Source organism: Microbulbifer mixtoriginis (SeqCode), assembly GCF_052467945.1.
The window spans coordinates 3,093,300-3,114,273 of the sequence record NZ_CP174328.1 but is presented as its reverse complement, the minus strand read 5'-3'; the positions used below and the strand labels follow the sequence as shown (position 1 = coordinate 3,114,273).

The following is a 20,974-nucleotide window of genomic DNA, read 5'->3' as shown; positions in this document are numbered from 1 at the left end:
CCGACCGGATTTCGCACGGAGAGCCAAGTGACCACGACAGCCAGCACTGATCAGCAATCTACCCGCGACAAACTTGAACAGATGGGGCGAGCCGCTCGAGAAGCTTCTCGCACAATGGCGCGCGCAGATACTGAGGTCAAGAACCGTGCCCTTGCAGCAATTGCTGCCGAGTTGGAAGCCAATCGGATCGAACTGGCCAAGGCCAATGCGGCTGATATGCAGGCCGGACGCGAGCGCGGTCTGGATGCGGCACTGCTCGACCGATTGGAACTCAATGATGAGCGCATCGACGGTATGATCGAAGGGCTGATGCAGGTGGCCGATCTACCGGACCCGGTGGGGGAAATTGAGGATTTGTGCTATCGCCCCAGCGGAATTCAGGTGGGTAAGATGCGTGTGCCCCTGGGAGTAGTGGGCATTATTTACGAGTCCCGCCCTAATGTGACTATCGATGCGGCCAGTCTCTGCCTGAAATCCGGTAATGCGACTATTTTACGTGGCGGTAGTGAGGCGTTGCAGTCCAACCGGGCTATCGCCGCTTGCATCAGTGCAGGGCTGCGCGAGGCCGGCTTGCCGCAAACGGCAGTACAGGTAGTGGATACTAGCGACCGCGCTGCAGTGGGCGCCCTGATCACCATGCCCGATTATGTGGATGTCATAGTGCCACGTGGTGGCACCGGCTTGATCGAAAGGGTCAGCCGCGAAGCCAGTGTGCCGGTGATCAAACACCTGCACGGCGTTTGTCACGTCTATATCGATGACCTGGCTGACGAGCAGAAGGCTTTTGAGATCGCCTTGAATGCCAAGACCCACCGCTATGGCGTTTGTAACGCTATGGAAACGCTGTTGGTGGCCGAGGCAATTGCCGGGAAAATTCTGCCGCGCTTGGCTGAGGCCTATACGCTGAAAGGCGTAGAATTGCGCGGGTGTGAACGCAGCAGAGAGATATTGCCACAGATTAATGTGGCCAGTGACAGCGACTGGAGTGAGGAGTACCTTGCGCCCATTCTCGCTATCCGCGTCGTGGCGGATATGGATGGCGCAATGGATCATATTGCCCGCTATGGCTCAGGCCACACCGAGGCCATTGTGACTCAGGATTACAGTCGCAGTCGTCGCTTTCTTGCCGAGGTGGATGCCAGCTCGGTGATTATTAATGCCTCCACGCGCTTTGCCGACGGGTTTGAATACGGCCTGGGGGCGGAAATCGGTATCAGTACTGATAAAATCCACGCCCGTGGACCGGTGGGGCTCGAAGGGCTCACCTCGCAAAAGTGGATTGTGCTCGGTGACGGGCATATCCGCCGATAGTTTTTCGGGCCCGGCAGCCAGCAAAGAGGTAATTTTGGCAACTAAGCGGCAGACCATCGCCTTATTCGGCGGCACTTTCGACCCGGTGCACTTCGGCCATCTGCGCATGGCGCTAGAGCTGCACGAGGCCCTGGGTTTCGATGAAATGCGTCTGCTACCCAGCCATCAGCCTCGCCACCGTCAGAGTCCGGGAGTTTCCTCACGCCAGCGCAGTGAAATGTTGGCACTGGCATTGGCTGGTTGTGATGAATTGCAGCTGGATGAGCGGGAACTGCAGCGCGGTGGCGACACTTATACGGTAGATACCCTCGAAGCGCTGCGTGAGGAATTGGGGCCACAAGTGTCCATCAGTTTCTGTATGGGTACTGACTCCTTGTTGACCTTGCATCGCTGGCATCGTTGGCAACGCCTGTTGGAGCTGGCTCATCTGGTCGTTGTGACCAGGCCCGGCTGGCACTTGCCGGAAGCGAGCGCAGCCACTGGCAATGCCGAGCTAGCGAAATTGCTGCAGCAGCATCGCGGCACCCTGGCCGATTTACATGAATATGCCTCAGGTCGCCTGGTCTTGCGCGAGCAAACCCTGCTGCCAATTTCTGCTACACAGATTCGCCAGTTGCTGGCCAGCGGCCAGTCTCCTCGTTTCTTACTGCCAGCAACGGTGTTGCAATATATTGAAGACCATCAACTCTACACAGAATCGGTTGCCACTGGTGACCCGTAATGAATCAAGGTGTTATGACAAATATTAAAGATATCGCGCTAAATGCTCTGGAAGATCTGAAAGGCAAAGACATTGTCGCTCTGGATGTTTCCGAATTCTCTGATGTGATGGACAACCTGGTGATCTGCACCGGTACCTCCAGCCGCCAGGTAAAATCGCTGGCGGAAAATGTGGTGGACGAACTCAAGAAAGAGGGTGTGCGCCCGATTGGTGTTGAGGGCAAAGAGCAGGGCGAGTGGGTACTGGTGGATTATGGGGATCTGGTAGTGCATGTAATGCTCGCGGATGTGCGCAATTTCTACGACTTGGAAAAACTCTGGTCTATGACTCCAAATACCCGTGACGAGGCGGATGGTAGCGATCCCCATCAGGGTTGATTAAGTGAAGATTCGCATCCTCGCCGCCGGAGGCAAAATGCCGGCATGGGTCCAGGAGGGTTATGCCGAATACGCCAAGCGTCTGCCCCGTGAAATTGCTCTGGAAATGGTGGAGATTCCCCTGGGGCAGCGGGGCCAGAAAAGCTCTGCGGCACTGATTGATAAAGCGCGCAAGAAAGAGGGCGAGGCCATGCTCGCTGCTCTCGGCCCGCGCGATCATGTGGTGGCGCTGGATGTTAAGGGCAAGCCTTGGAGTACAGAGCAATTGTCCGACCAGCTGCGCGACTGGCAGCTGCTGGGGGAAAATGTCAGCCTGTTGATTGGCGGCCCAGACGGGCTTTCGCAGGACTGCCTGAGCCGGGCGCGTCAGCGCTGGTCTCTGTCACCTTTGACCCTGCCGCACCCTCTGGTACGTGTGGTTTTGGCCGAGCAAATTTATCGCGCCTGGACCCTGCTTGCCGGCCACCCTTATCACAAATAAGACATTTGCGACCAAGTGCGGAGAGATTTGCCAACTGGAATTCTCTCTCCGTGCGTTCGCTGTGGTAATGTAGTCCGAATTAGTTTTTTCCCGCGCCAGTCATAATCGTTTAAAAAACGCCAATGCCCCACGATCATCACCTCAAGGACCCCCACACGGAGCAGCGACTGTTTCGCAACCGCATGTTGGTGGCCATTGTTGGTGTCATCGCGTTGCTAGGGGTTTTGATTGCGCGTTTTTATAATTTACAGGTGGTTGATTACGATGACTACCGCACCCAATCCGATGATAACCGTATTCAGGTACGCCCCGTCGCTCCAACTCGCGGGCTGATTTACGATCGCAACGGTATATTACTCGCGGATAACCGCGCCAGTTATAACCTTTCTATTGTGCGTGAACGGGTGAAAGACCTGGACGCAACCCTCGAACTGGTCGGCCATCTGGTCCGTCTGGGTGACGGCGATGTGGCCAAATTTCGCAAACGCTTGCGTCGCCGCCGCCCATTTGAACCGGTGCCTCTGAGGTTTCGTCTGAGTGAGGAGGAAATCGCACGGATCAGCGTGAACCAGTTTCGCATGCCTGGAGTTTCTGTGGAGGCCGAGTTGGTGCGCTACTACGCCCTGGGAGACCTGTTTGCCCACAGTGTTGGTTACGTGGGGCGTATCAGTGATCGCGACCTGAGTAATTTCACTAAAGAGGACGTGCGCCTCTATCGCGGCACCCGCAGTATCGGCAAGGTGGGACTGGAGCGCTCCTATGAGAAAACCCTGCTCGGCGAAGTAGGTTATGAAAATGTGGAGATCAATGCACGCGGGCGAGTATTGAGGGTGTTGGAGCGCCAGGACCCCAAGCCCGGTGCTGACCTTACCCTGCATCTGGATGCGCACCTGCAACAGGTGGCCTCGGATGCCCTGGGCGATCGCCGCGGTGCAGTTGTCGCCATCGATGTGAACACCGGGGGGGTGCTGGCCTTCGTCAGCAAGCCCTCCTTCGACCCCAACCTGTTTGTAACCGGAATCAGCTTTGCCGATTATCGCGCCCTGAGTGATTCCCTCGATGTGCCGCTGTTTAACCGTGCGGTACAGGGCCAATACCCGCCGGGTTCAACCCTGAAGCCGCTGATGGGGTTAGGCGGGCTCGAGGCCGGACTGATCACCCGTGAAACCAAAATTAAGGATCCGGGATTCTATAAGCTGCCAAATGATCCACGTCTATACCGCGACCATGTGCGCTGGGGCCATGGAGAAAAGGTGGATCTGATTCAGGCTATGGCGCAGAGCTGCGACGTCTATTTCTGGGATATGGCCCACCGCTGGGATATTGATGGCATGCACGATATGGCCGCTCACTTCGGCCTGGGTTCCAAGACCGGTATCGATCTGCCGATGGAACGCTCCGGCCTCTTCCCCTCGCGGGATTGGAAGCGCGGTGCGCGGGGTATGCCCTGGTTCCCTGGCGATAGTCTGAACGCCGTGCTGGGGCAGGGATTTGTCCTGGCGACGCCCCTACAGCTGGCGGTGATGACCGCTACCATTGCCAATCGCGGTACCCACTACCGCCCGCAAATGGTGAAAACCATCAACGGGGTCGAACAGCCGGCGGAAATTCTGCATAACCTGGAGGCGCACCCTGATAATTGGGATCTGGTGTTCGAGGGCATGGAGGCGGTGGTCAATCGCAGCTATGGCACGGGCAAACGCGCGGGTAAAGACCTGAACTTCCGTGTCGCTGGAAAATCCGGCACCGCCCAGGTGGTGGGTATAGCCCAGGGCGCCCGGTACGACTCAGAGGCTCTGCAGGAGCGCCACCGCGATCACGCCCTGTTTGTCGCCTTTGCTCCTGTGGATAAACCGCGTATTGCTGTAGCGGTCTTGGTCGAGAATGGTGAAGCCGGTGGCGGCGTGGCGGCGCCGGTGGCGCGGGAATTATTTGCCGAATGGGTGCCACGACCAGACACCCAAGAGAATACGGCGCAGAAAACCAGATTGAGCAAAGGGGTGGATAATGGCTAGCCGCGATTTTTCTCACCGGCTGTCCGATGCTCACGGCAGTCTCCGAAAGCCGGTGAGTCTGGCGAGGCGCCTACATATTGATGTGCCACTGCTGGTGCTTTTATTGGTGCTTGCCTCTGTGGGGCTAGGGGTGCTCTACAGTGCTTCTGGCGGCGATATGAACTACGTGCGGCGCCAGTCTATATTTATGTGCCTGGCGTTCACCGGCATGTTTATTGTCGCGCAGATTCCGTTGGATTTTTATCGGCGCTGGTCTCCCTGGGCCTATCTGGGCGGCTGCGCTCTGCTGGTGGGGGTGTTGCTCTTTGGCACCGGTGCCAAGGGCGCCCAACGTTGGCTGGAGATTGCCGGCTTCCGCTTTCAGCCTTCGGAGGTGATGAAGTTGGGAGTGCCGATGATGGTGGCGGCTTTCCTGCACCAGCGCGCCCAACCCCCGTCCCTTGTGACTGTCATTGGGGCTCTGGCCATCGTAGCGGTTCCAGCCGCTTTAATTGTGCGCCAGCCAGATTTAGGGACCTCTATCCTGATCGCCGCTTCCGGCCTGTTCGCGCTGTATTTGGCCGGGTTGAGCTGGAAGATGATCGGAGCGGCGGCCATGGGCTTGGTGGTTTCCGCTTGGCCAATCTGGCAGTGGGGGCTTAGGGACTACCAGCGCCAGCGTATCCTGACACTTCTGAATCCTCACGATGATCGCTTTGGTGCTGGCTGGAACATTTTCAATTCCAAAGCCGCCATAGGTTCCGGGGGTGTGTATGGCAAAGGCTATTTACAGGGCACCCAATCGCAGCTGGACTTTCTGCCGGAGAGCCATACCGACTTTATTATCGCGGTGTTGGCTGAGGAATGGGGGATGCGCGGTGTCCTATTACTGCTTTTACTCTATGTGCTGGTGATCGCCCGCGGCATCTATATTAGCTTTATGGCGCAACATCTATTTGGGCGCCTGCTGGCGGGGAGTATTACCCTCACTTTTTTTGTCTATGTGTTTGTGAACATTGGTATGGTTACGGGATTGTTGCCAGTGGTGGGGGTACCCTTGCCAATAATCAGTTACGGTGGAACCTCACTGATTACCTTAATGGCGGGATTCGGTATTCTCATGGCCGTAGGGACCGAGCGGCGCAGGGTACATTTTTGATGAACCAGCGGCGCAAATCAAAAACTGGATGTAGAGACGCGAGATGAAGACAGGAGCGGTGGTTTTGAAGTGGACCTCGGGACTATTGGTTGGTATGGGGCTAGCGCTGGCAGCTTGTGCGCAGGAGCCCGGCCACGGCGATAATGCCGACGCGCAAAAGTTCGTGGAATATATGGTGCAAGAGCATCAATTTGACCGCAACGAAATGCAGGAGCTGATGCGCAATGCCAAGCGCAAGGACTCTATCCTCAAGGCGATCAAGCGCCCCGCAGAAAAAGCCAAGCCCTGGTATCAATATAAAAAGCTATTTTTAACTCCGCAAAGCATTGCCGGCGGTGTGGATTTTTGGGATAAGAATGCTGAGGCCCTGGCAGAAGCTGAGAAAAAGTATGGTGTCCCAGCTGAGGTTATTGTCGCGATCATCGGGGTTGAAACCCGCTACGGTGGCAATATGGGAGGCTACCGGGTACTGGATGCACTCTCCACCTTAGCCTTCAATTACCCGCGCCGCTCTGAGTTCTTTACCAAGGAGTTGGAAAACTACCTGCTTTTAACCCGTGATCAAGGTATGGATCCTCTCGCGCTGAAGGGCTCCTATGCCGGTGCCATGGGTTACGGCCAGTTTATGCCTTCAAGCTACCGCGCCTATGCGGTGGATTTCAGTGAAGATGGCAAGGTGGACATCTGGACCAATACAACCGATGCGATCGGCAGTGTGGCTAACTATCTGGCCAGACACGGCTGGAAGCCAGGAGAGCCAACGACTGTATTAGCCAACCCGCGCCCCAATGCAGATATGACCATCGTCAACGATACCCTACAGCCCGAGTGGACAGTGGGTGAGCTGGCGGAAAAAGGTTTTAATGCTACCAGCCAAGTGGCACCCGAAATGCCCGCGATTGTTTTCTCTCTGCAGACTGAGCAGGGCAAGCAGTACTGGTTAGGCCTGAATAACTTCTCCACTATTACGACTTACAACCGCAGCCGCCTCTACGCCATGGCAGTGAATGAACTTGCCCAGGAGATTGTTAAAGCGCGCGGCGGAAAGAGCTGAGTTGGAGATAAATAATTCCTGAGAATAATTGCCAAAGCCGGGAACTAATGGTGATGGTGGTAATCAATAATTTTCTGTTTTACTGAGCAGTTATAGATAACAGCGGCTTGGAGACGGCAGCCTGGGGTTGCCGCGCGCCGGGGGGATTATGTTTCAGCGCAATATACGGCGAGTGTTCCTACTCGCCGCTTTGTTTTTGGTCGCTTGTGGCGGCCCGCAAATTAAGCCGAATAAGCAGGGCGAGCAGGACTTCGATAGCCTTAAGGATAGCGGCCCAGCCAAACCGGTAAATATGCTCGCTACGCCGGAGCCCACACCCGTGCGGGAACCAATCGGACCGGCGGGCAATAAAAGCCCTTATAAAGTCAAAGGTGTAACCTATCACGTACGCCCTGCGGTTAAGGGCTACAAAGAGCAGGGTAAGGCCTCCTGGTATGGCACCAAATTTCATGGGCGACGCACTGCCAATGGCGAAATTTATAATATGTATGCCATGTCCGCCGCGCACAAAACCCTACCGCTACCCAGTTATGCCAAGGTAACCAACCTGGATAATGGGCGCAGTATTATTGTGCGCATTAACGACCGCGGCCCCTTTGTTCACGGCAGAATTATCGACCTGAGTTATACAGCAGCGCAAAAGTTGGACTATGTGAATCAGGGTGTTGCCCGTGTTGAGGTAGAAGCGCTGGACCCAAATACCCTGCCACCGGTGACGGAAACCCTATTGGCTGGCGATGTAACTGGCGGCCTGCCCCAGGATGCCAGTATCCGCCTGCCGGAAAATACTTTCCTGCAAGTGGGAGCTTATAGCAGCCCAGCCCAGGCCGAGAAAATTCGGGCTCGCTTGGCTGCAGCAATTGACTATCCTGTTTCTGTCAGTCCGGTTGAGCGCAGTGGCAAGCAATTTTATCGGGTGCGTATAGGCCCAATCTCCCAACAGCGGGCCCTGGCCAATGCACGGGAAACTGTGCAGAAGAACCAGCTGGGAGAGCCCCAGGTTGTGTATGAATAAAACCCATCGGTAAAAGTGCGGTCCGAACGGTGAATATTCCAGTTTGTGGAGAAAGGTCACGGTTACCGGAGAACCGTAAATTCCTGACGATATTCTTTTCTCGAACTCGCTGAAAAACCCGTCATCAGCTGTGCCGACAGCACAGGAGGGATAGCAAGTCGTCAGTGATCACCAATGGAATTGACGGTCATAGGAACGACCGTTCACAAAATACTGCGCAATGGCGCGAATTTTCTTGTATTTTGTCTTTATTACTGGCTCACGGCATAAGGTGATAAGCCTTCGCTGTGAATTAATCGCTTAAAATAAGTAATAGGTTAACAGCCAGCCAACGAACACGAGGATTAACGAGACTCTCACCTATGATCACACGGATTATCGCCTGCTCTTTTCTGTTGCTTTGTGCGGGCCTAGCCCAGGCGCAATCACTTATTCCAGCGCCGCCCCAGCTGGCGGCTACCTCCTACTTGCTTGTGGATGCCAATACCGGTCAGGTATTGGTGGAACACGAGGCTGATAAGGAGGTTCCTCCTGCCAGCCTTACAAAAATGATGACGGCCTACATTGTCTCGGAAGAGATGATCAAAGGCAGCATTAAAGAAGATGACAAGGTACGTATCTCTGAGAAAGCCTGGCGCAAGGGCGGCTCTAAGATGTTCGTTAAGGTTGGCGACCAGGTACCGATTATGGACCTGATGCGCGGCGTTATTATCCAGTCTGGTAATGATGCCAGTATCGCCCTGGCTGAGCATGTTTCAGGTAGTGAGGAGGTATTTGCTGAAGTGATGAACCAGCAAGCCGAACTGCTGGGGATGGAGAACACCAATTTTGTCAATGCTACTGGCTGGCCGGCTGAGGGGCATGTGACCACTGCCCGGGATTTGGGGGTTCTCGCACGTGCTCTGATTGCCAACCACCCGGAGCACTACGACATCTACTCCGAGAAGTATTTCAGTTATTCCGGTATCAACCAGCCCAACCGCAATCGCCTATTGTGGCGTGATTCCGCAGTAGACGGCATTAAAACAGGCCATACCGAAGAGGCTGGCTACTGTTTGGTGGCTTCTGCCATGAAGCGCGGTATGCGCCTGATAGCCATCGTGGTAGGCACCGATAGCGATGAAAAACGCGCTTCAGAGACCCAGAAGCTACTGGCTTATGGTTTCCGCTACTACCAGACCCACAAAGTATATGGGCAGGGCGAAGTACTGCAGACCGAGCGTGTCTGGGGTGGTAAAGAACCCAGTGTTGGCATAGCGGTTGAGAAGGATATTTTTGTAACTATCCCACGCGGTGGCGAAGAGGGTATCAAGGCCGACCTGATTGTGGATGGAGAGTTGGAAGCTCCCGTCGAGAAGGGGCAGTCTGTTGGTAAAGTTGTTGTGACTCTCGATGGCGAAACTGTCGCGGATGTTAAAGCGGTCGCCGCAGAAGAGGTAGACCGAGCCGGTTTCTTCAAGCGCATGTGGGATTCTATCAAGCGCTTTGTTATGGGCTTCTTCAATTAAATTTGCTCAGTTTTGACCAGCCAGGGGTGGCAATTTTGCTTCCCTGGCCGGCTCGCCCGGTTCCCTGACCAGTTCCTCTGTCATTCCCTGTCCACTGCCCTGCGCTCACGGTATAATCGCCGCCCGGCTGCACCTAAGCTTTTCTTAATGTCCAAAGGCCGGTCCCGGAGAGTGGTATGAGTCAAGATCCCAATCAGAAACCCCCGAAGATTGAATTCCCTTGCGAAGACTATATGGTCAAAGTGGTACGCGATGCCAATGAGGACGCGCATCAGTTCGTTCTGGAAGTTATGCGTCGCCATGCCCCCGGTTTGGATGAGGAGCGCGTTACTCTGCGGGATAGTAGCAGTGGGAAGTTTACCTCGATGACCTTTTTTATCCTCGCTACAGGTGAGGACCAGCTCAAGGCCCTCTTTGAGGAGTTGAAAGTACATCCTGCGATTCATATGGTGCTTTGATGACCATTGTCCGCAACCTAGCCCGGCGGGACTACGAGATCGTCTGGCGTGCCATGTCCCGATATACCGATCTTCGTGATGAAAGTAGCGCTGATGAAATTTGGTGTGTGGAGCATCAACCGGTATTTACCCAGGGGCAGGCCGGCAGGGCAGAGCATCTGTTGAATACCGGTGATATCCCAGTGGTGCAGGTGGACCGTGGTGGCCAGGTGACCTATCACGGCCCCGGCCAGCTTGTGGTTTATCCATTGCTAGATCTACGTCGCGCCCAAATCGGCGTGCGCGATCTGGTGACGGCCTTGGAGAAAGCTACGGTAGCAATGCTGGCAACATTGGGTATAGCGGCTGCGCCCCGTGCTGATGCACCAGGGGTCTATCTCACGGAAGGGCCTCGCAGTGGCAATAAAATTGCTTCCATAGGCCTGCGTGTGCGCCGCGGCTGCAGCTTCCACGGTATTGCCATCAATATCGATATGGATCTGGCCCCTTTCCTCCGAATTAACCCCTGTGGATATGCCGGCATGCAAATGGTGCAGATGGCCGAGTTATTGCCACAGGTACCCTCCTGGGAACAGGTGGCGGAAATTTTTGTGCGCGAATTACTGCGTACCTTGGAGCTGCCCTCGGCCAAGTGGCAGCCACTAGAAGAACATGTATTGGCGCAACTGAGCGCGGAACAGCAGGAATTGAGTAATGGCTGATAAACCCGATCTGGTGCCGGTAAAGCGCACCCGCCGCCTTCAACAGGGGGAGAAACTGCGTGATGGTGACAAAGTAGAGCGTATCCCAGTCAAGGTTATTGCCAGTGATACTATGCTGCGCAAACCCGACTGGATCCGGGTGAAAGTGCCAGCCTCAAAAGAAGTGGATCGAATTAAGAGTATCTTGCGCTCGCAAAAACTCTCCACCGTATGTGAAGAAGCCAGCTGTCCGAACCTGGGTGAATGTTTTAGTGGCGGTACTGCCACTTTCATGATCATGGGGGAAATCTGTACCCGCCGCTGCCCCTTCTGCGATGTTGGCCACGGTAAGCCCAACCCTCTGGACCCGGAAGAGCCCAAGAATCTGGCGGAGGCCATTGCCGCCATGAGTCTGCGTTACGTGGTTATTACCTCGGTGGATAGGGATGACCTGCGCGATGGGGGGGCTCAGCATTTTGCCGAGTGTATCCGCGAAGCTCGCGAGCTCTCCCCGAACCTGCAAGTGGAAATCCTCACCCCCGACTTCCGCGGGCGCATGGATATTGCACTGGATATCCTTGAAAAGCAGGCACCGGATGTATTCAACCATAACCTGGAAACCGTACCGCGCCTTTATCGTGAGTCCCGCCCAGGTGCCAATTACAAGTGGTCCCTAAAGCTGCTGCAAGAGTACAAAAAGCGTCGCCCGGATGTACTAACCAAGTCAGGTTTGATGGTGGGCCTGGGTGAGGAAAAGGAAGAAATTTTCCAGGTAATGGACGATATGCGCGAGCATGATATCGATATGCTCACAATCGGTCAGTACCTGCAGCCGAGTAAAGAGCACCTGCCCGTGCAGCGCTATGTACATCCGGATGAGTTTGAGGAATATCGTCGTTATGCAGAACAAATCGGCTTTAAGCATGCCGCTTGTGGTCCGCTGGTGCGTTCTTCATACCATGCAGATAAGCAGGCTCATGGTGAGACAGTAAGCTAAAAATAAGTAAATAAAAGAGGGGAGAGTTGGATGAGCTTTCCTCTTTTTTAAGATACTTTAATTGTAACTTTTATCTTCCTCATCCTTTATCCTCTCAACTCTATTGCGCATAAAGTTCTTCGCAGCAGTGAGTTATTTAAAATAACTTTTAATTTAGTAAATATTTTTCACTGGTTGAGTGTTTCTAGCGAAGCTTTAGTCAGAGTCAGCGATGGTCTGCTAATTCGATTATAATTCCAGTTTTTATCTTTTAAAAAACGATACTGTTTAGCTCTTGTCATTTATGTGAACACACATTTGCTTTGACGGTTTAGGCTGGAAAGTAATTAGATTTTTTAAAGTGTGAAAGTATAAGAATATAAGTATTCACAATTATGACTACCGTGATTATAGTTGGTACTAGCTAGTCATCTCTTGCGCCGTAAGCTTTTCTAAGTTTTTTCATTAACTCAAGCTTTTGCCTTTCCACAAAAAGTGCACCAGATACTATCTTATTGCAACCTCATTGCAACGGACTGGGTAGTCTACACTCTTGCTGAAGTGGTACATCCTTTCCTAGTGCTTAGGAATTGCACTAAGCGAGCATATTCAGTAACTTTAAGTTAAATAATAACGATAAGCTGACGTTGACCTATATATTTGTGACTGCACCTCTTAGAAAGCTGCTAGTCAGAGTGCACTAAAATGGTGATTTAGGTGCGCGGTCAATTGAATTGGCGATCTGGAATTTAAGTCGCTGCTAGTACCCAAATGCAGGGTCTAACAGTGCTATCCAATATCAAACCATAATAAACACAATAATGAGAGAGAAAGCGATGACTCCAGAAGAGCGATACGAAAAAGTGAAGGGCCTGCAGCCATTGGAGCTTCTCTACAAGAGAGAGGCGGAAGAACCGGAAACGGTATTTCTTCGTCAGATGCAGCGCCGCGAGTGGCAGGACTACACCTGGCGTGAGGTAATGGATCGGGCCAGACGTATCGCGGGCTACCTGCGCAGCCGATTCGAACCAGGCGATCGAATTGCAATTCACGGTAAAAACTGTGCTGACTGGATCATTGTTGATGTAGGTATCATGCTTGCTGGTATGGTTAGCGTGCCTCTGTATCCTGGGCAATCCGCATCCTCTATGTCTTATGTTTTGCAGCACTCCGAGTCGAAATTGCTTTTTTGTGGAGCTACAGATAACAATGCCGCTCTTCAGGAAGTGGCGGACACTCTACCTTCGGTAGCGATTCAGCGCTGTGAAATACACTGCGATGAAGAGTTGGGAGCTGTTATCGCCTCTAATGAACGCTATGAGGAAAGTCCCGTTTTTAATGAGGATGACCTCTTCACCATTATGTACACCTCTGGCACTACCGGTAATCCCAAAGGCGTGATGCATACATGGTCGTCGGTAGTCTTTGTAGTACCCAATATGATTCGTGGTTATGGCTTTAATGAGAGCGACCGCGTGCTTTCCTATCTGCCTTTGGCCCATGCCGCAGAGCGAATCTTGGTGGAATTCCACTGTCTCTATTCAGGTACGCCGGTACATTTTCCGGAGTCCCTGGATACTTTCCTCGAAGACTTACAGCGCACCAAGCCAACTATGTTCTTCTCGGTTCCCAGATTGTGGACCAAGTTTAAGGAGGGAATTGACGAGAAGATTCCGCCTGCGTTGCAAAATGTACTGCTCAGAATTCCGGGCCTGAATAGTTGGTTAAAAAATAAGGTACGTGCCGGGCTTGGACTGGATCAGGCACGAATGCTGGTAAGCGGTGCCTCACCAATTTCCATCGAGCTATTGCGCTGGTATGAGCGTATGGGGATGCAGATAGCTGATGGCTATGGGATGACGGAAAACTTTATCTATGGCTGTTTTGTGATGCCGGGTGAGGACCCAGTGCCTGGTACGGTGGGTAAACCTTACCACGGTTGCGAGGTGAAAATTTCTGATGAGGGTGAAATCCTTTTCAAAAGCGGCTCTCTGATGAAAGGGTATTACTTAGAGCCAGAGAAAACTGCAGAAGCCATTCGGGATGGTTATTACCATACCGGGGATTCTGGTTTTATCGATGAGAGGGGCTTACTGCATATTACAGGCAGGATCTCTGAAACTTTTAAAACGAGTAAAGGAAAATTTATTCAGCCTAGCTTACTGGAGGGACACTTCGGTAATGAGACCCTTTTGGCACAACTTTGTGTGTTGGGGCATGGTATGGATCAACCTGTGATGTTGGCGACCATATCGGAATCTGCGGAAAAGCTTCCTCGTACTGAGGTCAATGAACAGTTGCGACGTATACTGGAATCAGTTAATGAGCGTTTACCGTACCATGAACGTATCCGGGCAATTTTTATCTGTAAGGAGGAGTGGACTCCGTTAAATGAATTTCTGACTCCCACTCTAAAAATTAAACGCAAAGTGCTGGAATCCCATTATCAACCACTCTTTAAGCAGCATGCGACTACTCAAGGGGTAGTTTGGGAGCCCCGGGATATCAAAGAGAAGTCTCAACGGGATTTACAAGCTGTAGATTAAGATCGTGTAATGCCTTAAAAGAAAAAGCCCGATAGCGGATAGCTTTCGGGCTTTATTATTGGGGAGGAACTTGCCAGCTGATCCAGGCTCAGTGGGTATAGCTTAGGCAATTTGTTGAGTTGCCATTGCGCCCAACCTCTATACGGTCCGCTGAACATTCGAAGTCATCGTTAAATTTACAGTCTTCCATTTTACAGGCGCCAACACCCGCGGTGCGGGAACTGCGGGTGTGCCTGGAATTAGTGAAGAAAGTGTCGCAATCTGGGTCCGCGCCTTCACCTATAGTTATCGCCCTGGCGTGGCAGGCATCATTAGCATTATAGGCACACTGAGTTGCGGCACATTTGCTCACTTCAGGCATATCTGTCGCGATTATCATGGCTTTCTTCTCCTAGATTAATAAGTTGGAGACTAGCTTAGCGCCGTGGCATGTCAATAAAGAAACCATGATTTTTGTAAGGTATTAAAGCTTTATCATATTTGTCTTGAATTGATAGTGTAATTACTCAATGGAAATGATTTAAATAGATGATTATGATTCAAAAGTAGTTTTTTATATTCATTTTCGGAATTTCACGATTCTTGGCCGTGTCGGCTATCTCTTCAGATGCAATGTTTCTACAAAAAATACTATTTAATATTTTGGCCTGAATGCCAGCCCTAGATATTGACTAATCGAAAAGCTCAAAAGTAAAAATTTATTTTTTTAATTGTATTTTGATTGGATTTGTAGGAGCGATATCTGGTAAAGATTGGACTTGTCTCTGGTGATAAGCTATCAATCAACGCAGTTCATAACTTGGTTTGGAGTTCTGATATAAAGAGAAGGGACTTCTGGGTTCAAATGAAGAATAGCAATCTTGAAGTTTTACTGCTGTAGTCAATCAGTGTCATTACGTGTGATTACTGTCAGCATAAAATCTCTTGATTGGTATTCTTCTCATGCCTACTATCCGCCCCCTGTTCATGGTCTTTAGATTGAGGGGATAAATGAAAAAAATAGCTGTGCTGGTATTATCTGTCATATTTCTAGCCTCCTGTGGAGAAAACTCAACACCAGAGGATTTGGCAGAGGATCTTGTAGATGCGCTAACCTCCCAGGATCAGGAAGGCTACAACGATTTATTTATGACAGCGGAAGATCATGAAGGTTTGATTGAGTTGGCTCTAAATGCTGATATTCGTGAATCCAGTAAAAAAGGTTTTATGAAGCGAACCAATGAGTTGGTAGAGAAGATGCAGGGTGCAGATTATATACGTACCCAGAAAAGTAGAATTCAAACCGCTTACAAGAAAATCCTGTTGAAAAGTAAAAATCATTCCTTTGATTGGGATGAGGCTGATCTGGAGTCTATTGACTACTCTATCGAAACTAAGTTTGGCGTTGAGCGGGCAAAACTTGTTATTACGATGGAGTACATGGATATGAAATATAAAATCAATGCCCCCAGAATAATAAAAAGCCAAGATGGTTGGAAGTTGGACCTGATGCCAAGCTGGAGAGGCTAAGTTTAGGTCGCTGAGCCGGTGGTTGAAACTGTCGGCTCAGAAGAGACACTCTATCCAGTCATTTTTCATGAGTTGGTCATTATTGGTGGCAGTATTTTTGGACACCAAATGACTTCTGTTATTCTGTTAAGCTTCCCATGCCATCAGGAGAAGCTCTTCTGTTTCCCCTGGTAAAACAATCTTTTTCTCTACTTGAAGCCCAATTTTATTCAGCAGCTTTATTGAGGATGTGTTTTCGGGTAGCGTGATCGCGACAATTCGCTCTAGGTTTAATTGGTGTTGAGCATATTCCAGCACGGCTTGTGCTGCCTCTAACGCGTAGCCTCTGCCTCTATATTTTGCTAAGAAAGCGAAGCCAATATCTACATCATCGAGACAATCCCGCTTGATTAAGCCGCATATACCAATGCCGATACCATTGCCAAGTTCAACTTTATAGAGACCAAAGCTGTACTTGCGGTACATGGCTATTGGCCCTTTTTTAATGTAATCACTAGCCTGCTCAAGAGTGCGCACTCCGCGATCGCCAATATATCTCACGAAGTCCTCATCATTGAGTAGGTTGAGCATCAGTTTCGAGTCACTTTCACAGAGCTCACTGATCACTAAATTAGGTGTTGTGATTTGAAACATACTGGCTTTTTTCACAATGAGGGTTGGCTTTGTATTGTGTCGGTACGCTGTTTATATAGCGAGAAGGAGGATTGGGGGGAACTTAATATGGTGAAGAGGGAAGAGAATCGCGCCCCTGAGGGGCGCGAGTGTTAGCTCTATCGCTGGATTAGAAGCGGTAGGTAACATTGACCGATGCTTGCTCAGCCGCTGGGCGTGAGGTCACATTGGCACTTAAAGCGAGGGAGTCAGCCGCTTGCCAGCGAATACCAGCAATCAGGCCCATACCATCGTCGAAGAGGCCTTGGTCCACGCTGGAATAGCTGGGCATAGCGTTCATGTTACCAGCCATAGACTTAACACCTACCTCAAGGGTATCTGTGTCAGTACCGTTGGTATCTTCATACCAAACCTGCGCGTAGGCATTGATGGTGTTCCAGCTCTTATTGGCAAAAGCACCGAAGCGCAAGGTGTTGTAGTCACGCTCTTGGTCACCGTAATTCATGCCCAGGGGGTCGTACTCATTACCCATGGAGTCGGTGTAAGTAAAGCCCTCAATGGACTTTTCGGTATAGCCGTCAACTTCCATGGTCGCTCGGGTTACGCCGATAAAGGGGCCTAACTGGAAGCTTGATTCGCTGAACAGATTGGCACCAACCGTCAGGCTCAGAGTGGTATTTTCACCGGAGGTATCGCCTTCCAGTTCGGAAGCAAAATTATTGCCGAGGGTCAGGGCGCGGTTTGCCTGGTCGAAGTCTACATCGGTCAGGGTCATGCTACCTTCAACGAAGAATACATCGTGATGGAAGCGGCCAAACAAGCTGTAGTTGGTAGAGGTGGACTCGATATCGGAGCGGGCGTTATCCACATCGATATCGGAGCGGCTCACCGCGAAGCCCAGTTCCAGGTTGTCACGCAGGGCGTAGGTCATACCGATCAGGTTGGCATTACTATCGCCGCTCATATCGGCGGCAAAGCCGTTGTCGTAATCGATATCACCGAAAATGCCACCAGCAAATACTGCGGTTTGGGCCTGGCTATAGCGTACACCAGCCAGGTTTTCATCCAGGCTGTTAATGTGTGTGCGAGCAGCCTGAGCGCCGATGTCAGGCAGCTGACCGGCGACCTGAGCGGCATTTACAATAGCGGTGTAGTAGTCGGCGAGAACCTGCTGACCAACTTGGGTGGGGTGAACGGTATCGTTGAAGATCAGTTTGGATGCATCGGCAGTGTCCTGGCTAATGCCGTATACAGGGTGCTCAATGCAATCACCGCCGCTGCCGTCAAAGCAATATTGGCCCTGGTCGAATTCTGTAGACAGGCCCAGTTGGCCGGCATTATTCAGGGCCACCTTGAGCAGGCCGGCTTGGTCAACCATTAGAACGCCGTTGATATCTTTGGCTTGAGCCAACAGGTTGGCATTAAAGCCTTCGGACGCCTTACTTGCATCAAGTAAAGCTTTATCAATAGCAGCCGTCAGTTGAGCATCAGCCTCATCTTGGGTAACCAGGTCTGCTGCTACTGCCGCCTTAAGCTGAGCTGCGCTTTCACTGGAGTCTACAGCGTCTTTAACGGCCTTATAAACAGCTGGAGTCTTGCTGATATCCGGCACGTTGGATACCAGAATATAGTTAGCCCCTGCGTTGGATAAGGCGCCGGCAGCGCTCGCGAGCATCACGGATGCAAGACCTGCATTTGCAGTGGCTTTCTCAATGCTCATTTCACCTTTAGCGACACCTTCAAAACCGCTCAGCAAGTCATTACCGCCGCCGTTTACCCAGTAAAGGGCGTTGGCGTCGGCAGTTCCAAGAGTGGTCTCCAGGTAACCTCTACCCAAAGGGTGTGGGTTGCCAGAAGTACCTAATTGTTCTAGAGCTTGATCAGCCTCGCCTTTGGCTGCTAATGCTTGTTGCTGATACCCAGCTGCAGCGACTAAATCACCTTGCGCTTTCGCAGCTTCTGCCATAGCGGCGTAGGTCCCAGCTTCGGTTAACTTCTGTTTTAGCAAGCCGGCCAATTGTTGGTCTGGGTAGGCTGGTTTTCCTTCCGCATCTACAGCTGGCATAAAAGCGCTAAGAAGATTATGTCGATTGACGTCAGCGTCTAAACCATTAGCTTGAAGGAAAGCCATGTAGTTCTCGGCACCGATAATATTCATCAGTACGTCAGCAGCTTTGTGGCCACCAACAGCCCATACAGACCCTGCTTCGTTGACTCCGTTAAAAACCTGCCGCGAAACATCTGCTTCAAGCTTGGCGGGGTCAGTCATCAATGCAGGGTCAATACTGGGTAGGCAGAGAGAAGATTGCATACCAGCACAAGATGCTGTTAAAGAGCCCAGGCCAAGATTCTGGGACATGACATTGATAGCGATATCATTTGCATCGCCACCATTAGTGAATACATCGTAGTTGCCTACGTCGGTGAGGCTGTCACCAAAAGCAATAACCTGGCTGAAGGCCGATTCTTCTGCAATTGCAGAAACGCTGGTAAGGGATGCAAGTGCAATAGCCGCCGCAAGGCTGCGCTTGGCGTTAGGCATGGTTTTCTCCTAGTCGCGGTAATGGCACACCCGCGGAGACATCGGGAGGAGTCCAGAGGAAACAACTGGGCGTGCATCTTTATTGTTTTTTGTTCCTGTACCTCAAGGAAGCTTGGCAATACTAGCGGATTTGACCCAGACAATAAAATAAGTCACGGGTTAAGTGGCTGGCTGCTTGGTCATCCCAAAATTGGGGGCCTTGAGGCACGCACAAAGTGGCGCAATAGTACTGAATGATTCTTTTTAGGTAAATGCGCTATGGCTTTTTAGTCGTTCGATTCATGGTGCGTCTGATTAATGGGAAGGGCAAGTGTTTTTCTAAGAATGAGGAGTACCAGGGTACCGAAAGGAGAGTGTCCTAAAGAGTGATGAATTTCAGTAAAATATAAGTTCTCACCCTAATGGTCATCGAGTTGGTTTTGGATTTGAAATTATGTTAAGTGCCCGTCTAAAGATTAACCTGGCTGATGTGCAGTTCAGCGCTGTCCGTGCCCAGGGGGCGGGTGGTCAAAATGTAAATAAAGTCTCCAGTGCAATTCACTTAAGGTTTGATATTAGAAGCTCCTCTCTGCCTGAGGCGGTTAAGTCCCGGCTACTACAATTACGTGATCAGAGAGTTTCAGCTGATGGTATTGTGGTTATTAAGGCCCAGTGCTTTCGGACCCAGGAGAAAAATCGGGCAGATGCTTTGGAACGTTTACAGCAATTGGTCGAGCAGGTATCCAGGGTGGATAAGCCGCGTATAGCGACGAAACCCAGTCGAGGCTCAAAGGAGCGGCGCCTGAAAAATAAAAATCGCCGCTCTCAAGTAAAGGCGATGCGGGGAAAAATTAGGGACTAAGTAAGCAATTTCTTTAGTCTTCTTTTTATAATGACTGTTTTTATAGAAGCTAAATAGATAGGGCCCAGAGAATTTAGTGTTAGCTGGATACAGTTATAGTTTTGTTTCAGTCGTTTATTTTAGAATAAAAATAAAATAAAACTATACTGCCAGTAAATTATATTGGATTCTGCATTGGAAACTTATTTAAAGACGGAAGATAATAACTCCTTACAGATAAGACTATTTGAAGAGTGGCGTTAATAACTAATTTGTCCATGCTCCATGTCGTTTAATGAACAGTTTCTCTTCTCCTCCGCCCGGGTTTACCCTGTTACTTATTGTGGGTAGGGAGATATAGCCAATAAATCCTGATATTCCAATTGTCTTTGTGTCAGCTCGAATAGTAAGTCGTCAATCTCTAGTCCCAGCTCTGTATGGCGCATCTTAAGGCGTGCGATGTCGGCCAGCATGGTGACCCGCTCTTCGCGTGTCGCTTCATCTTCAACCAGTTGGGCACCTATTTCAGTCATGTCATCTAGGAGGTGCTCACGTTCCAGCTCCCGATCGTGAATAGCCGCTTCAATTTCCTCAACTGCAGTTTTGGCAATGAAAAGATTCCGGCCGGTTTCATAGCCTTTCAGAAAGAGCCCTTCAAGGCCCGCGGGACAAACGCCGGCGTAGTTTTCCCCTGAACGCCCTTCAGAAAAGCCGCGTAGCTCTGTACAAAAAAGTTCTAACCCCTCATCCCGCCCGTTGCGGTAGGAACTGGTATTGAGCTGAACGCCATACTTTGCACAGGACTCCCGTCGTTTACCCATGTAACTCAATCCTCTTCCTTCGGCGCCGTCTTCATAACCCAGTGCCTGCCAGTCGGCTACTTGGCATTCATCTTTGCTCATGGTGGCGCAACCGGTGCTTAAGAGCGTGATGGCGACCAAAGAAAGGGTTCCAAATCTAAGCTTCACTGCTGTTTCCTATGATCGGGATAAAAGGGCAACTTACCTGAGCCAACCTGACTGTAAGCTGAAGGGAATGGGTTAAAGGCTCATAAACCTTATGCGATGCCAAAGTGTCTCTGCACTCTCTACATAAGATGAAAAAGAAGAGGGGTAAGAGTTGAGGCATAGAGTTAAGAAGGCAGTGTAATTCATTGCTCGATGGTCCCTGTCTAATCCAACAGAGTTTATTATGTTGAGTGATTTCGATCG

19 protein-coding genes are annotated in these 20,974 nt (G+C 51.1%); 15 read left to right on the top strand and 4 right to left on the bottom strand.

Features of this window, described 5'->3' with window-relative positions; all coding sequences use genetic code 11:
* The first annotated feature begins 27 nt into the window (after positions 1–27).
* From ACJJIJ_RS13680 to ACJJIJ_RS13620, 13 genes are all read left to right on the top strand, one after another.
* Entirely contained in the window at positions 28–1,311 is a 1,284-nt protein-coding gene (locus ACJJIJ_RS13680; protein ID WP_444937629.1) for a glutamate-5-semialdehyde dehydrogenase, read from the top strand.
* Positions 1,289–2,032 carry a nicotinate-nucleotide adenylyltransferase gene (gene nadD / locus ACJJIJ_RS13675; protein WP_444937628.1) on the top strand — a complete coding sequence of 248 codons (744 nt, stop codon included), beginning with the start codon at positions 1,289–1,291 and terminating at the stop codon, positions 2,030–2,032. The genes ACJJIJ_RS13680 and nadD overlap by 23 nt, the downstream gene beginning before the upstream one ends.
* A complete protein-coding gene (rsfS, locus tag ACJJIJ_RS13670) occupies positions 2,032–2,409 on the top strand; it encodes a ribosome silencing factor (protein ID WP_252083125.1) in 378 nt (125 codons plus the stop codon). Before nadD ends, rsfS begins: the two co-directional genes overlap by 1 nt.
* 4 nt (positions 2,410–2,413) lie before the next feature.
* Entirely contained in the window at positions 2,414–2,890 is a 477-nt protein-coding gene (gene rlmH, locus ACJJIJ_RS13665) for a 23S rRNA (pseudouridine(1915)-N(3))-methyltransferase RlmH (RefSeq protein ID WP_444883939.1), read from the top strand.
* Between the two features lie 122 nt (positions 2,891–3,012).
* Positions 3,013–4,905, top strand: a complete 1,893-nt coding sequence (gene mrdA, locus ACJJIJ_RS13660; protein ID WP_252083123.1) for a penicillin-binding protein 2 — start codon at positions 3,013–3,015, stop codon at positions 4,903–4,905.
* Positions 4,898–6,043, top strand: coding sequence for a rod shape-determining protein RodA (gene rodA, locus ACJJIJ_RS13655; protein ID WP_252083122.1), 1,146 nt, complete (start codon positions 4,898–4,900; stop codon positions 6,041–6,043). The genes mrdA and rodA overlap by 8 nt, the downstream gene beginning before the upstream one ends.
* 43 nt (positions 6,044–6,086) lie before the next feature.
* Positions 6,087–7,097 carry a lytic murein transglycosylase B gene (gene mltB, locus ACJJIJ_RS13650; protein WP_252083121.1) on the top strand — a complete coding sequence of 337 codons (1,011 nt, stop codon included), beginning with the start codon at positions 6,087–6,089 and terminating at the stop codon, positions 7,095–7,097.
* 148 nt (positions 7,098–7,245) lie between these two features.
* Positions 7,246–8,112, top strand: a complete 867-nt coding sequence (locus ACJJIJ_RS13645; protein ID WP_444889549.1) for a septal ring lytic transglycosylase RlpA family protein — start codon at positions 7,246–7,248, stop codon at positions 8,110–8,112.
* A gap of 362 nt (positions 8,113–8,474) precedes the next feature.
* Positions 8,475–9,620, top strand: coding sequence for a D-alanyl-D-alanine carboxypeptidase family protein (locus ACJJIJ_RS13640; RefSeq protein WP_252083120.1), 1,146 nt, complete (start codon positions 8,475–8,477; stop codon positions 9,618–9,620).
* A 176-nt stretch (positions 9,621–9,796) separates the two neighbouring features.
* Positions 9,797–10,078, top strand: coding sequence for an HP0495 family protein (locus tag ACJJIJ_RS13635; protein WP_444937627.1), 282 nt, complete (start codon positions 9,797–9,799; stop codon positions 10,076–10,078).
* The gene (gene lipB / locus ACJJIJ_RS13630) at positions 10,078–10,779 is read left to right on the top strand and encodes a lipoyl(octanoyl) transferase LipB (RefSeq protein WP_252083118.1); all 702 of its coding nucleotides are present in this window, start codon (positions 10,078–10,080) and stop codon (positions 10,777–10,779) included. Before ACJJIJ_RS13635 ends, lipB begins: the two co-directional genes overlap by 1 nt.
* Positions 10,772–11,755 carry a lipoyl synthase gene (lipA, locus tag ACJJIJ_RS13625; RefSeq protein ID WP_444937626.1) on the top strand — a complete coding sequence of 328 codons (984 nt, stop codon included), beginning with the start codon at positions 10,772–10,774 and terminating at the stop codon, positions 11,753–11,755. Before lipB ends, lipA begins: the two co-directional genes overlap by 8 nt.
* Positions 11,756–12,570: 815 nt before the next feature.
* Positions 12,571–14,280 (top strand): AMP-binding protein, encoded by a 1,710-nt coding sequence (locus tag ACJJIJ_RS13620; protein ID WP_252083116.1) that lies wholly within the window; start codon positions 12,571–12,573, stop codon positions 14,278–14,280.
* 88 nt (positions 14,281–14,368) lie between these two features.
* Here ACJJIJ_RS13620 and ACJJIJ_RS13615 read toward each other — a convergent pair whose 3' ends face one another.
* Positions 14,369–14,659, bottom strand: a complete 291-nt coding sequence (locus ACJJIJ_RS13615) for a DUF1540 domain-containing protein (protein ID WP_252083115.1) — start codon at positions 14,657–14,659, stop codon at positions 14,369–14,371.
* Positions 14,660–15,270: 611 nt separating this feature from the next.
* Here ACJJIJ_RS13615 and ACJJIJ_RS13610 point away from each other — a divergent pair.
* Entirely contained in the window at positions 15,271–15,789 is a 519-nt protein-coding gene (locus tag ACJJIJ_RS13610; RefSeq protein WP_252083114.1) for a hypothetical protein, read from the top strand.
* 126 nt (positions 15,790–15,915) lie between these two features.
* Here the strand turns inward: ACJJIJ_RS13610 and ACJJIJ_RS13605 are convergent, their stop codons facing one another.
* Together ACJJIJ_RS13605 and ACJJIJ_RS13600 are read right to left on the bottom strand one after the other, a co-directional pair.
* Entirely contained in the window at positions 15,916–16,437 is a 522-nt protein-coding gene (locus ACJJIJ_RS13605; RefSeq protein WP_252083113.1) for a GNAT family N-acetyltransferase, read from the bottom strand.
* 133 nt (positions 16,438–16,570) lie between these two features.
* Positions 16,571–18,943 carry an autotransporter outer membrane beta-barrel domain-containing protein gene (locus ACJJIJ_RS13600; RefSeq protein WP_444937625.1) on the bottom strand — a complete coding sequence of 791 codons (2,373 nt, stop codon included), beginning with the start codon at positions 18,941–18,943 and terminating at the stop codon, positions 16,571–16,573.
* A 433-nt stretch (positions 18,944–19,376) separates the two neighbouring features.
* On the opposite strand from ACJJIJ_RS13600, the gene arfB reads away from it, so the two are divergent.
* A complete protein-coding gene (arfB, locus tag ACJJIJ_RS13595; protein WP_252083111.1) occupies positions 19,377–19,784 on the top strand; it encodes an alternative ribosome rescue aminoacyl-tRNA hydrolase ArfB in 408 nt (135 codons plus the stop codon).
* Positions 19,785–20,101: 317 nt separating this feature from the next.
* On the opposite strand, the gene ACJJIJ_RS13590 is transcribed toward arfB, so the two are convergent.
* Positions 20,102–20,731 carry a DUF2799 domain-containing protein gene (locus tag ACJJIJ_RS13590; RefSeq protein ID WP_252083110.1) on the bottom strand — a complete coding sequence of 210 codons (630 nt, stop codon included), beginning with the start codon at positions 20,729–20,731 and terminating at the stop codon, positions 20,102–20,104.
* Between the last annotated feature and the right edge of the window lie 243 nt (positions 20,732–20,974).